Here is a 12,864-nt window from a genome sequence, read left to right as displayed (position 1 = left end):
TGATTAGTCCACAGTTAGTGATTTAAGATGCAGTTGATTACCGATGAAAGCTGCATAGTCTTCAGCATCTGAGCCAATTAGATGAAATCCATCATAGGTTGTCCAGTGCCGGGGGGGTGGTTCTGGTAACCATTCAAAGCTGTTAGTTGGGAAAAGCTTCCTCATCAAGGCTTTTAGCTGTTTCTCTCTTACTGTCGCCTCAACCCGCTGCTCACGAGGAATGTCAAATAGAATCACACGCACACCATCTTTCCTGATTTGCGAAATTTGGGACTTTATATATTCAGCCTCATGTGTTAATAACTTTTTTTCTTCGTTAGATAAGGGAGTTTTGTAGCCCTCTATCGCTTGAGAGATGAGCTGTTCTGTTAAGTTTGGATCGATATTACCGACTAGCTTACTATCTGTTGGTTTAGCTGTCCTTCCAATAACTTCTTTGAGTCTCTCTTTGATATAGGATACTGTTGCCAAAAAAGTGCCGACAGGTTGGTATTCCTGTCTAAGCATAGGAATATGGAGACGAGTGTAGTAAAGAACTGGATTATAAATAGAATTAACTATTTGTTTATCTGCTTTGATAATTATCGTTTCATTAATTTCAACAAGGAGTATCGTAGGTTTTGAAAACGTTTTATGAACTACTTCTAGACCCGTTTGAGTAGAACCACCGCTCATGCCTAAATTAGTTACATTAAAACCTATTTCAGAAGCTTGTAGAGTGTTAGTCAATGAACTTCCTGCTAAAACTAGGTTTGAGTTGGAAGAACTCTGATAAGCATATCTTTGCACTCTAATAAAGTTATTTTGCCATTGGTGCATCCCCTCGTTCGGTACAACCACTCTAGCAACTACTAAAATATGATAACCACTCAGTAAAAACAAGGTTATGCCTAATGAGCGCACCAAAGAATTTTTTAGAAGCTTAGAATTGAAAATAAATAAATTCATTTGATGTACCACTATTCAAGATAATCATTGCCACCATTCCTCCAAAAGCTAGGTCTCTACAGATGTTCCAGGAAGTAAGATTTAATTTTGAACAATACTCTTTTGATAAAGTTTGTATAATGGGTAAATCAAGTAGATGATAGACTATTACTGGAACAGAAAAAATAATGACAGGATTAGTTACTGCTTGGTTGGTGGGTAGCCTTAGATTATGGCTCATCGTGTTCAAGAAATCCAAAGCTTGACCAAAATCAGGTAGCTTAAATAATAACCAGCCTATTGAAACAAAAGAAAATATCAAAACAATTTTGATGAGTTCGCATACAAACTCTAACCAGATGGCTAGGGAGTTATTGAGCCTAGTTTGAACTCGCTCATTGAACAACCGTTCTAGAATCAATCCCACGCCATGAAAAGCACCCCAAACGGCATAACTCCAGGATGCGCCGTGCCAAAGCCCGCCCAGTACCATAACAATCATTAGGTTTACATAAGTTCTAAGCCTTCCTTTTCGATTGCCTCCTAACGGAATATATAAATAGTCTTTTAGCCAACTTGACAAGGAGATATGCCAGCGCTTCCAAAACTCAGACAGAGAGCGAGAAATATAGGGAAAATTAAAGTTTTGCGGGAGAGTATAACCAAAGGCTGCCGCAGTTCCTATGGCAATTAAAGAGTAGCCAGCAAAATCTGCAAATATTTGTATCGAATAGCCAAAGAGCAACACAATCCCTGTAAAAGTGCTGAGTGATTGGTAGTAAGGAAAAGCAATCCAAAAGGTGTAGTCTTTTAAGTTATCGGCAATGACCATTTTTAAGAAATAACCGATAACAAGAGAGCGGAAAACAACGTCCCAAGGAATTTGCTTAAGATACTTAGGCTTAATCTGAGGATAGAAGTTATTCGCTTTTAAGATTGGGCCTGCAATTAAGTGGGGAAAGAAAGCAATAAAAAATGAAGTCTTAAGTATGTGCTTTTTGAAACTGGCATCAACAAATGATGCTTCTTCTTGATTAGGCTTCGTGCGAAGAACGTCTATGAGAAGGCTTATCCCTTCAAATGTATAGAAGGAGATGCCAATTGGTAGAGGAAGGCGCAATAAAAATGTAAAAATGCTATCCTCAGATTCAACCAAATTATTAGTAAATAAATTAGCTATTAAGGCTCCATACTTAAAAAAGCTTAATATCAGTAAGTTAAAGGATAGACCCATTAAAAGCCAAGTTATTCTTGCACGTCTACTAGCAGAAGCAATTTTGAAGCTAGTCAACCCGTTGATGAAAATAGAGAGCAGGAGGAGAAAAAGTAGTGGAGGAGAGTCCCAACTATAAAAAACCAAGCTAGAAATGACAAGAATGACAATTTGTAGCTGCCGAAAAGCGGGTATATAGTAAATAAAAAACGTTAAGAAAAATAAAACTAAGAAGGCAAAACTGTTGAATAACATAAGTTTCTGCTAATATCAGACACCTGGTTGGATAAGAAACTCAAGGTGTGAAGCTCATAACAAACAAGGAAAATTTTTCTTTCCCACTTTCTACTTTCAAGTTACTCAGAAGCTAGAGCTTGAGGAATTGGTTGCTGCTCTAGAAGAGAGTAATAAGTATGGCTAAGGCTAGAAGCGATCGCATTCCAAGAGTAGCGGTGCCTTACTAAACGCTTGCCATTTTCACCTAACTTCTGCCGTAACTCTGGGTTGGTAAGTAATTGCGCGATCGCATTTTGCACTGCCTCAACCTCTCCTTTGACAATTAAACCTGCCGATTCGTCAGCAATATCTGGGGCAATTTGCACATCTGGGGTGATAATCACGGGTAAGCCAGCCGCCATCGCTTCCGCCACAGCAATGCCGAAGTTCTCAGAATAGGATGGCAAGACGAAAATATCTGAACCTTGCAACAGTAAATCCTTTTCTTGTCCTATCACAAAGCCAGTGATTGATGTTTGTGAGGCTAATCCCAGAGACGAGACTAAGCTAGTCAGATAACTTAGATAGTCTGAGTCTCCTGAACCTGCTAAAACTAGATGAAATTTTTTATTTTTAAAAGCTAGCTTGCTAAGAGCTTCGATTAGTAAGTCGGGGCGCTTTTTGGGATGGAGGCGGGAGAGAAATAAAATAATTGGGGTTGTCTCAGGTATTCCATAACTACGATGAAGATGCGTCTTAGCTTGCGGTTGCGGGGTAGGTAAATGCACACCATAAGGGACGACGAAACTTGGCGTTGAAACCTGAAAATCCTGCACGTTCTGTGATTCTTCCAAAGTAGAACAGTGAATCGCTATGGCTGACTTGAGATTATGACGTTCAATTTTTGAATAAATTTGCTTTTTGAGCTTTTGATGCGCCAGTGCCCAAGGTGTTAGCATCCCGTAGGGAGTAGCGATGTAGGGAATTCCTTGCTGTCTTGCGATCGCTGCTGCACAAGTGGGAGCAAAAGAGAATAAATAATGAGTGTGTAAAAGGTCATAATTCTTGGAATTTTGCCACAGCCAGTGAGCTAAGTCGGGTGAAAAGATATAGTCTCTCAACGGTGGTGAGAAGCGGGGGAGAAACCAGACAGGAACTTGCTCATATTCAAGACGTTGGCGCAGTGGCACGTCGAATCGTTCTAAACCGTTATCATCAGTAGTGGCAATTTCTGCATCAACCCCACGCGCACGCAAGGCTTTAACCATTTCTAGGGTGATTTGAGTCGGCCCACCTTTAACTTTGGCAAGTGAAGGAATGACGTGCAAAACTTTCATGGTAGATGGCTAGCTAGTAGTGAGCGAAAGAAGGTTAATAACCTGTACAAGTAGTGTAAGAACTTGCAACTTACCTCTACTTCGGTTTAATTCCAGTCTCTAGTTAAGAGGTTTCCATCAGTTCACCTAACCTTTGTTGGAAAGACTCAAACCCAAACGTTTCAATCACTTTTTTGCGTAAAAGCTCAGGTTGGTAGAGGATAGGATGATTATAAGTGCTTTGCAAAATTTGAATAAGTGTTTTGGCGATCGCATCTAAATCATCAGGTTCAACTAAAGCACCGAGTTCTCCATGGCAAAGAGCATCAATTGCACCATCTTTGTTCCCCCCTAGGGTAGGTTTGCCACACGCTAACGCTTCTAGGTACACAATCCCAAAGCCTTCTCCTTTACTGGGCATTGCAAACACATCACAAAGATTGTAATGATCGCACATTTCCTCATCTGGAATAAACCCAGCTAACGTTACACAATTTTGCAAGTTCAGTTGAGTGATTAATTGTTCAATCCGAGGGCGATCGCTTCCTTGACCCACTAGAATGTAATGAACATTCGGAATCTGGCGGCGAATCTCAGGTAAGGCTTGTAGGATTTTGTCGTATCCTTTATAGCGATCGCTACTATCGAGTCTACCAACCGTGAGAATAATCGGTTGTTCTGCTGTCAGGTGATAACGACTCAGTAAACGTTGCGGCTTTGGGGCGATTTGGAAGCGACTTACCTCAAACGTGCAGGGTAAAAGAGAAATTTTATCAGGGTTTAGGTTTTGTTCCTTAAGAAGGCGATCGCGTGTGTAGCCGCTGACAGCGAGAATGCGATCGGCATTGTGCAACGCCTTCTGCAAGCCTTGGCGCTTGATACTCCAAGCTTCTGTACCATGCGCGACTACCCAGTAGGGAATTCCAGCGACTTGCTTAAGCCAACAGGCAGCTAGTGTGAAATTGACATGAGTTGAGATAACAAGGTTAGGTTGTTGCCAGAGTCCATGTCCGATGAGTTGCGCGGCAAAGACAGGAGTTCGTAAAGCCAATGGGACAGTTCCCGAAAATTGGAACTGCGTCTCACTCAAAAAATAAGGTAAAGCATGAGTATCGTGCTTGAGGAACACCTCATACTGACTATAAGGAGATAAAGTCTGTAGAGCCTTTAAGAAAAAGGCTGAATAAACTTGAATTCCTCCTTTAAATCCAAAAATATCAGGAACCCAAAGATGGATTAATGAACCTTTATTATTCATTAATTACATTTTTATTCGTTGGTAAGAACAGACCATTTATCCAATCAGGAACTTGAAAATCTGTTTGTTTTAGCGGGTCATACAGTTTACCATTTTCCTCAAATAAATAGCATTGATAGCCAAATTGCTTCAGGTAATCAATGACAGCTTGACCATGGTTATTGGCAGACGTTAATTCTGCATAGATGGCTCTAATCCGTTGCTCCTTTATCAACGTCTCTACTCCTTGCATCGCTAGAATTTCATAGCCTTCTACATCTAGTTTCCATAAATCAACTTTCTCAATACAGCGCGATGATAATTCATCTTCTAATCGGACAATTTGGATAGGTTCGCCCTCAGTTTCAGTAACTCTAGCCCAACAACTGTGAAGACCCTCAGACCCAAAGCTAGCGAGGCGCACTTGGGAAGCCGAGGCACCAAGACCGCATCGGATTAGTTCTACAGGTAGAGTGGGATTAGCAGCCAGACATTCTGCCAGCCAGTCAGCCTGCTTCGTCGCTGGTTCAAAGGCAAGTACTTTACCTTCTGGTACCCACTGAGCCAAATACAACAGCATTTGACCAATATTTGCTCCTGAATCTATAACTACACCGTTAGGTGGCAGAAACTTACGTGCCCAATTGAGAAACGCTGCTCCTTCATACTTGCCATAGACTATCCATCGATCAGTTTTTACACCTAAGTCAAGTTTCCAAGGAATGCCTGCGGCGGTATGAACCCAACAAACTCCATAAGGAGCCAGTTCCTTACCAAAAAGTCGTTCACAGATTCCCAATTTGTGAGGAAAGTCAAACGGTTGTAACCAAGTTAAAGGTAACGGGAGAGTAATAGTCTTCATCAGTTTTAGGCATTTGAACGTTCAATAATTAAGTAGTTATAGCTAAGAAAAATCTTAGATTTTGAGAATTTTATACTTGGTTAGTAGGTAAACAAAATAAATGACAAATAATTCTGTGCATGTACTTAATGACTCCCCTAATACGAATGGCACTAACTTAATGAATGAATGAATTTAACTCAACCTCTGCCACCTCTCGATCAAATTTTGTGCAGGGGGTTTGGGGGAGGCACTCCGTCCCCCAATGGGGGGTTTGGGGGGCATCGGGGTCCCCTCTGGGGTTGGGGGGGAAAGCCCCCCAAGCAGGGTTTTTCTACGAACGATTACTTTTCGCTTAAGTCAGTGACATTCCCCCTAATTACTGTTTCAAAAACTCCTGTACTTTACTCGCTAATTGCTGTCGATATTGCTCCCAGGTTAGTTGCTCAGCTTTGTGCCTAGCCGCTTGTCCCATTTGAGCTAATTCTTCCGGGTGAGTGTAGCACCACTCCAGTTTTTCCTTAAGCGCTTCAACATCACGAACGGGTATGATAAAGCCCTCCACACCATCTGTAACAATATCAGAGCCACCCGCATTAGGCGTAGTAATTAGAGGAATACCACAAGCCATTGCCTCTAACTGCACCAAGGCAAGTCCTTCAACGAGAGAAGGCAGGACTAAAACATTGGCACTACTGTAGTATCGGTTTAATGAAGCATGGGGAACGGATGAAATGTGGCGAATCCCCTTGGTATATTGGTCTAGCCAGCCTACGGGAAACTCGTTAATCCCAACTAATAGTAATTCTGCCTCCAGCAAGCTTAATTCCTGCCAAGCTTGTAATAAGTAGTGAACGCCTTTACGCGGGCCTACACGACCGACAAATAAGGTACGAAAAAGTTTGTCGGGTTTAGGTTGGGGGTGGAAATAGTCAATCGGTGCGCCGAAGGGAATAATACTAATTTTTTCCGGTTTTGCGCCAGCCTCCAGCAAGGAATTTTGGACAAAGGAAGAAGGGACAAAAATGTGATCGGCTAGTTGGATTTCCTGTTCTTTCCGCTCAAGCTTCCAAGCGGGTTCTTGAGTCGCATCTAATGCTGGTGCTAGCTTGGGAAATCGTTTAGCTTCTTCCACCTGGATATCACGACTAGTAGGATAGAAGACAATTGGCAGGTCGTATAAGCAAAGAATATTTTGCTGTTTAGCGGCTTGAAATGTAGTAGCTGCGCCATCTTCATAAGCATAGATGGCATCAAGTCCCTGGAGATGATGCGAGGCGACATGACGGTCTAGGGACGCATAAACGCGATCGGCTAGCCCTTGATAACTGAAGCCTAAACGACGATACAAACTTGTTTTTACTAACGCCAGTCGTATGATTTCAGGTTGGGGATATGTCTGTATCTGGACACCCGCAGGGGGAACCCAGGTTCGGCGTTCTAGTTCCTGAGTAACACGGTTTTTGATGGCTTTGGGTAGTAGATTTAATGCCCGTGACCATGAGCCTTCTGGATCGTAGGCGATTGTAGTTATCACCTCTTGAAGTAAACCAACTTCTGCAAACGCGATCGCAGCCTGACGAGAAAATGGATTACCTGTAGGATGAATCAGGGAAATACGAGGATAAGACATCTTGCTGGAATTGTTGTTCTCGTTGCCAGTTCTCTGTCTGCTCCAGTTGAGGGAGCAAAAAGATTAGACCACTGAAAAACCAGTAGTAGACGGCGTAGGTATTGAGGAAAACCAGAAAACTATTGATTTGGATTACCTGAATCAGGAAAGCTGTAAGGGCTAACTGGCGAAGAAAGGGTCGTTTCAATTTCCAGAAAGTGTGTATGAGCAAAATCAAAATGCTCAGCCTCAAACCATACCAAAAAATAAAACCAATTGGCCCTAATTCCAGGACAATTCTGCCCATTTCTCCTTCATTAGGAACGCGAATCGTTTCACCAGCAGGCAAATCAAAGGCTCTGCGAAGGATTGGGGCGGCTTGGTGTGTTGCACCGATGCCATAGCTATCAAGTTCTTTGACGCGGACAAAGTCAAGCGGCTCTGTGAAACTCAATGTAATCCGCTCAGGTACATCTCCATAATGAGTAGCACGCTGCCAAAACGCATTGATAGCTGGACGAAACCAGATCGAGGCAGCAATGGCAATCGCTAATATTGGTAGGATTAACTTCCTAATCAAACGCAGGCTGCTTACTGGTGTAGCTAGTCCTTTTGCCCCTAGATAACCAACCAAGAATAAAACTTCAGCAAAAATCGTACCGCGAGAGCCGGTCATAAACGAGTTAACACTAACCAAAAGGAGTTCAACGAGAGTGACAACTTGCCATCTCGGTGGCTGCTTAACTGAAAGCATAAATATCAGTAGCCCGAAGCAGACGATTAAGTAAACTCCATAGCCACTAATGTAAGGGAAAGTTCCGGTAATCCTAACCGCAGAGTTGATTCCGAATGTAACGACCGCTTGTGCTTCTTCGTTGGAATAGGCATTAATAAAACTTGAAGCAGGGCTGAAAAACTGGGCAATACCAATCAGTCCAACTGGAATAGTGAGCAAAAGGTGCGATCGCAAAAACTTGTAAAGTTCTTCCTCTGTTTGGAATAAAGACGGAACCATCCAAATTAGGGGAAGATACAAAAGATACCCTCTAAGTCCAAAAAGCCCCAATATAGGTGAGCCTAAGCTCGGATTAAATACCTGAAATAAACACCACCCTATAGCGATAAAAATAATAATATTTATAATACTGACTCTAGAAAGAAACTTTTTATCTGAATCTGAAAAACAATAAAAATTAAAATAAGATCCAAGTAGCACAATATCCTTGAGAAAATAAATCATCTCGTTGGCTTGAGGTAATATCCATTTCCGCAATGCCCCCTCTAAAACAAGAAGCAGAAATACGGCTTTCACAGCACGACGCCACTTCAACGCTGAGCCATAAAAGATCATTGCAGCAGCAAGTAGACTAATAATTAACTTCACTGAATAACGTTCTCCAGAACTTCTAAGTAAGCTTTTGCCACCGCCGCTTTTGTGTGACGCGACAAATGTGATTCAGCTTTTTCTCGGTAAGCTGCTAATTTATCAGGATTAGTCAATAAATTAAAGAGAGCTTGAGTTAGAGCGTTAACATCTCCATTTGGAAAAGTCACACCACAAGCACCAATAGCATCTTTTAGCCCTCCCGCCTCGGAGCCGACGACGACACAACCGCAAGCAATACCCTCTAGTGCTACAATTCCAAAGGGTTCCTCCCAAACCGATGGCACTACTAAAATTTTATGAGCATTCAGTAATTGAGCTAAATCATTTTCGACTTTTGCCCCAGCGAAATTTACTTGCTCAACAATGTCTAATTGCTTTACCTGTTGGCGTAGGTTAGGTTCTTCTGGCCCACTACCAATAATCGTCAATGAAGGACTTAAGCCTAGCTGTTTAAGATTAGCCAAGGCATCTAGCAGTAAGTCAACTCCCTTATCAGAAACCAATCGCCCTAAAAAGACAAGGTCTTTATCACGAGGAATCTCTTGCCTTTCGTAAAAGATTTCTTCCCGATAGGGATTAGGCACTACAGTAGATAGCCCTTTTATATGTTCAGCTAAAGCCGAGCTTGCTGAAACATTAGTGGCAAACAGTGTTAGATAGCGCTTCAAATAATCCTGAAAGCCAACACGTCCATCCAAGCGACGATACCACGTCTGATGCGTTACGACCCAAGGTCTAGGACTAATGAGCAAGGGCCAAATTCCTTTTAGGTTAACGCAGCCTTGAAAATAAATATCGCACCAACGGGTAAGTTTTAAAAGAGTTTGCCAATTCGGTTTTCGGATAACTTCAAAAGAAAAAGATGTTGAATCTTTCGCCGCGACCTGGGTTACAACTTTGACCTGATGTCCTTGATTAACAAACTCATGAGCGAGAATAGAAAGTGTGGTTTCTATTCCTCCAATACTGGGATAAAACAAAGGGGAGTAAATTAAAATTTTCACATTACCCGTTAATCAAACTAATTTTTAACCGTTATAAGCATAGGGTTATCAAGTTTTCTAATTTTGTGATTGTAGTGAATTCCAACCTCGCTTTTTTAGGCGCTCTCTAGCGCGTGACGAGTCTTTGGTAGCTAGATAACTAGGTGGCTCCCACGGGTGAATTAGCTTTTTAGTTGGGGATTCAAGTAGTGGTTTCCAAAACCCTTTCCAGATGCGGAAAATAGTATACCCATGGTCTTCCAAAAATTGACTGACTGAGCTAGGGTACCCATTATGGTCTTCAAAAATGATGTCGCGAATTTGCTGAGCAGTAATTAGGTTTATTGCTCCTTGTAGAACTTCAAGTTCGTGCCCTTCAACATCAATTTTTATAAGACCTATGTGGTTCCTAGTTTTTAAGACATTATCTAATTTTTCTAAGGATACTGTATAAGTTTTAAATATATCGTCGCTAGCCTGCGCTGGTGCAACATCTTGAGGTGAAATAAGAGAAGCTTCTTCACGATTTCTCATAGGAACACTTAAGACTGCCTCGCCAGAGTGATTGGAAAGAGCTATCTTGTGGGCATAAATATGATTCCAGCCAAGTGTTGTCTGCCAGTTTTTGATATTCTCAGATAACTCTTGATAGACTTCTGGGTTGGGTTCAAAGCACCAAACATGACCCGTTTCTCCAACTCGTTTTGCCATAATTGTTGCCATATAACCAATATTGACCCCAACATCTATAACCGTTTCGCCAGGGTCAATCAAGCGCCATAAAACTTCAGTGACAATCAAGTCATATATTCCCATTGCCCAGACGGAATGCCCAACGACTTCACCTGGCGCTAGAGAAATTTTTAGGTTAACTCCCCAAGGAAGCAGGACATTTTTAAAGAGTTTGTTGTCTGGGTTACGCGATCGCAAAAGCCGTTGATAGATCTGACGCGGTCTGAAAATATATTCAGGTCTATTTAAATAATTGATGAGTTGCATAGTGTCCAAAACCCTGGATTGTAACCTACTGAGTCTAGTGAGCAATCTCTGCGAAACCTAGGAATTTCGCTTTGCGATCGCAAGGATATTATCGCTATAACGAACCCCCTTCAATAACCCGGCAGAAATCGTTTGCCAGTGTAGCGTAGGGAACTTAGGAATACCACCAACATTGCTAAAGACAAACGTGGGTACAGAAAAACCTGCTTCCGTGAGAATGCGCTCCATATCTTTACGCAGAAGTGCCGTGATATGGGCAGGATAGCAGCTATCACTGAAGGCAACAAAATGCCCTTGTAATAAAAGAGCAAATAAAGAACGCCAGCTTTCGTTATTGGGTGTGCTAAAAACAAGCGTTCCACCAGGACGAAGTAAACGAAACCATTCCCGTGCAACCGCCCTAGGATTTTCCAGATGCTCGATTACCTCGGCTGATACAATCACATCGAAGGTGCGATCAGGCATATCAACTGCCTCATTCAAATCCCAGGTAAGCCAACTCACAGACTCGTCAAGGCTAACGGGACGCGGCATCATATCAATGGCAGTCAGGGATGTAAAACGACCTAATGCCTGAAGATGCCTAGTTAGATATCCCGTACCAGCACCGAAATCGAGAATATCACCCTTAAGCTCAAGCTGTGTCAATACTTGCTCAAACGCTGTATAGATTGGTTCGCCGCTAATACCATTGCTGGCAACTGAGGCGAGTTGACGCTGGAGTTTGAGCGTTTGATTGGTACTCAATTACGTTTTCTCCCAAGTTTGGTCTGTGCTAAGTAAATGGTGAGCTTGTTGTATTCAATGCCACACATTAGGAATCGAGAAGCAAGATTAGTTCCCTGCACCAATACTTAAAAAGGCGGATATAAATATTGAGTACCATTACCCACTACTTTCCAATTGATGTCAGTAACATCAACAAGACGAGAGCTTGATGTGATAGTTGCTGTGTTCATTAACCAAAGTCTGTTGAGACCATTGGTAGCATTACGCCAAAGAATATCTGCTCTACCATCTCCGTTATAGTCACCCGTACCAACGACTCTCCAATTTAAGTTTGGATCAACATTAATAACTGGGTCAGTTAAGACAGTGGAACCATTCATAATCCAGATGCGATTAGTCCCATTAGTAGAATGATGCCAAAGAATATCTGACTTGTTATCCGCGTTAAAGTCACCAATTCCTGCTATTTGCCAGTTGATATCATTAACCACAGGAAGCTGAGCATTTGAGATTATAGCTGCCGTGTTCATCAACCAAACTCTGTTCTCACCAGTTGTCAGATTACGCCAAAGAATATCCGATTTACCATCTCCATTAAAGTCACCTGTACCAATGACTTTCCGATTGAGGTTTGGGATAACATTAATAACCGGATCGGTCAGGACGGTGGAACCGTTCATAATCCAGATTCGATTAGTTCCATTGGTAGCATGACGCCAAAAAATATCCGATTTTCCATCTCCATTAAAATCACCAACCCCAACAACTTCCCAATTGATATCAAGAACATCAAGAAGACGAGAGCTTGATACGATATTCGCCGTGTTCATTAACCAGAGTCGGTTGAGTCCGTTGAGCGGATTCCGCCAAAGGATATCTGATTTGCCATCCCCATTAAAGTCACCCGTCCCGACGACTTTCCAATTTAAGTTTTGATCAACATTAATAACTGGGTCAGTTAGAACAGTGGAACCGTTCATAATCCAGATTCGATTAGTTCCATTGGTAGAGTGACGCCAAAGAATATCTGATTTGCCATCTCCATTAAAATCGCTGTTGGGAATATCGGACGCAGCTAAGGATGGATTGGCTAGGACTGACACTAATAAAGCCGTACTTGCTAGGCGAGAGAACTGAACAAGGAAACGAATTTGCTTTAAAAAAGGAAAAAAGTTTGTCGGTCTTTTGCAGCTTGTTTGAGAATTAAAAAAAGACATAACTCTTTTTAAACCGCTTTTGTAAACTGTTAGCTTCTGGTTGTTGGTAGATATTTGCGGTTTCATGATTTTGCTATGTTCTAGAGTTAAGTTTTTAATTACTATCCTAGAAGCTATCTAGTCTAGTTAGGTAGGTTTAACGAAAATTGTTATAGGATTTAAAATTGGGGAAGTGATAGTCTACTTC

The 12,864-nt window shown here is 41.9% G+C and carries 11 protein-coding genes; all 11 read right to left on the bottom strand.

Annotated features, from left to right (window positions below; translation table 11 throughout):
* Window positions 1-3: 3 nt before the first annotated feature.
* Window positions 4-948 carry a hypothetical protein gene (locus H6F98_RS01530; protein ID WP_192216913.1) on the bottom strand — a complete coding sequence of 315 codons (945 nt, stop codon included), beginning with the start codon at window positions 946-948 and terminating at the stop codon, window positions 4-6.
* Window positions 923-2,395 carry an MBOAT family protein gene (locus tag H6F98_RS01525; RefSeq protein ID WP_192216912.1) on the bottom strand — a complete coding sequence of 491 codons (1,473 nt, stop codon included), beginning with the start codon at window positions 2,393-2,395 and terminating at the stop codon, window positions 923-925. Before H6F98_RS01525 ends, H6F98_RS01530 begins: the two co-directional genes overlap by 26 nt.
* A gap of 101 nt (window positions 2,396-2,496) precedes the next feature.
* The gene (locus H6F98_RS01520) at window positions 2,497-3,693 is read right to left on the bottom strand and encodes a glycosyltransferase (protein ID WP_192216911.1); all 1,197 of its coding nucleotides are present in this window, start codon (window positions 3,691-3,693) and stop codon (window positions 2,497-2,499) included.
* 103 nt (window positions 3,694-3,796) lie between these two features.
* Window positions 3,797-4,930 (bottom strand): glycosyltransferase, encoded by a 1,134-nt coding sequence (locus tag H6F98_RS01515; RefSeq protein WP_192216910.1) that lies wholly within the window; start codon window positions 4,928-4,930, stop codon window positions 3,797-3,799.
* Entirely contained in the window at window positions 4,923-5,771 is an 849-nt protein-coding gene (locus H6F98_RS01510) for an FkbM family methyltransferase (RefSeq protein WP_192216909.1), read from the bottom strand. The genes H6F98_RS01515 and H6F98_RS01510 overlap by 8 nt, the downstream gene beginning before the upstream one ends.
* A 358-nt stretch (window positions 5,772-6,129) precedes the next feature.
* Window positions 6,130-7,383, bottom strand: a complete 1,254-nt coding sequence (locus H6F98_RS01505; RefSeq protein ID WP_192216908.1) for a glycosyltransferase family 4 protein — start codon at window positions 7,381-7,383, stop codon at window positions 6,130-6,132.
* Complete coding sequence (locus tag H6F98_RS01500) at window positions 7,343-8,746, bottom strand: hypothetical protein (RefSeq protein ID WP_192216907.1); 1,404 nt, start codon at window positions 8,744-8,746, stop codon at window positions 7,343-7,345. Before H6F98_RS01500 ends, H6F98_RS01505 begins: the two co-directional genes overlap by 41 nt.
* The gene (locus H6F98_RS01495) at window positions 8,743-9,753 is read right to left on the bottom strand and encodes a glycosyltransferase family 4 protein (protein ID WP_192216906.1); all 1,011 of its coding nucleotides are present in this window, start codon (window positions 9,751-9,753) and stop codon (window positions 8,743-8,745) included. The genes H6F98_RS01500 and H6F98_RS01495 overlap by 4 nt, the downstream gene beginning before the upstream one ends.
* 57 nt (window positions 9,754-9,810) lie before the next feature.
* Window positions 9,811-10,731, bottom strand: coding sequence for an FkbM family methyltransferase (locus tag H6F98_RS01490; protein WP_192216905.1), 921 nt, complete (start codon window positions 10,729-10,731; stop codon window positions 9,811-9,813).
* 57 nt (window positions 10,732-10,788) lie between these two features.
* Window positions 10,789-11,478 carry a bifunctional 2-polyprenyl-6-hydroxyphenol methylase/3-demethylubiquinol 3-O-methyltransferase UbiG gene (locus tag H6F98_RS01485; RefSeq protein ID WP_192216904.1) on the bottom strand — a complete coding sequence of 230 codons (690 nt, stop codon included), beginning with the start codon at window positions 11,476-11,478 and terminating at the stop codon, window positions 10,789-10,791.
* Between the two features lie 107 nt (window positions 11,479-11,585).
* Window positions 11,586-12,677: a VCBS repeat-containing protein gene (locus H6F98_RS01480; RefSeq protein ID WP_192216903.1), complete on the bottom strand. Its 1,092-nt coding sequence runs from the start codon at window positions 12,675-12,677 to the stop codon at window positions 11,586-11,588.
* Window positions 12,678-12,864: the final 187 nt, after the last annotated feature.

This window comes from Microcoleus sp. FACHB-SPT15, assembly GCF_014849525.1.
In the GTDB taxonomy this organism is placed as follows: domain Bacteria; phylum Cyanobacteriota; class Cyanobacteriia; order Cyanobacteriales; family Coleofasciculaceae; genus Symplocastrum; species Symplocastrum torsivum.
The sequence above is the reverse complement of the archived record's forward strand: the minus strand, read 5'-3'. Positions and strand labels throughout refer to the sequence as shown.

What these genes read in the sequence shown, in the direction of transcription:
- H6F98_RS01505 (WP_192216908.1), bottom strand. Translation starts at nt 7,383, where the DNA reads ATGTCTTATCCTCGTATTTCCCTGATTCATCCTACAGGTAATCCATTT.
- H6F98_RS01525 (WP_192216912.1), bottom strand. Translation starts at nt 2,395, where the DNA reads ATGTTATTCAACAGTTTTGCCTTCTTAGTTTTATTTTTCTTAACGTTT.
- H6F98_RS01480 (WP_192216903.1), bottom strand. Translation starts at nt 12,677, where the DNA reads ATGTCTTTTTTTAATTCTCAAACAAGCTGCAAAAGACCGACAAACTTT.
- H6F98_RS01530 (WP_192216913.1), bottom strand. Translation starts at nt 948, where the DNA reads ATGAATTTATTTATTTTCAATTCTAAGCTTCTAAAAAATTCTTTGGTG.
- H6F98_RS01490 (WP_192216905.1), bottom strand. Translation starts at nt 10,731, where the DNA reads ATGCAACTCATCAATTATTTAAATAGACCTGAATATATTTTCAGACCG.
- H6F98_RS01520 (WP_192216911.1), bottom strand. Translation starts at nt 3,693, where the DNA reads ATGAAAGTTTTGCACGTCATTCCTTCACTTGCCAAAGTTAAAGGTGGG.
- H6F98_RS01515 (WP_192216910.1), bottom strand. Translation starts at nt 4,930, where the DNA reads ATGAATAATAAAGGTTCATTAATCCATCTTTGGGTTCCTGATATTTTT.
- H6F98_RS01510 (WP_192216909.1), bottom strand. Translation starts at nt 5,771, where the DNA reads ATGAAGACTATTACTCTCCCGTTACCTTTAACTTGGTTACAACCGTTT.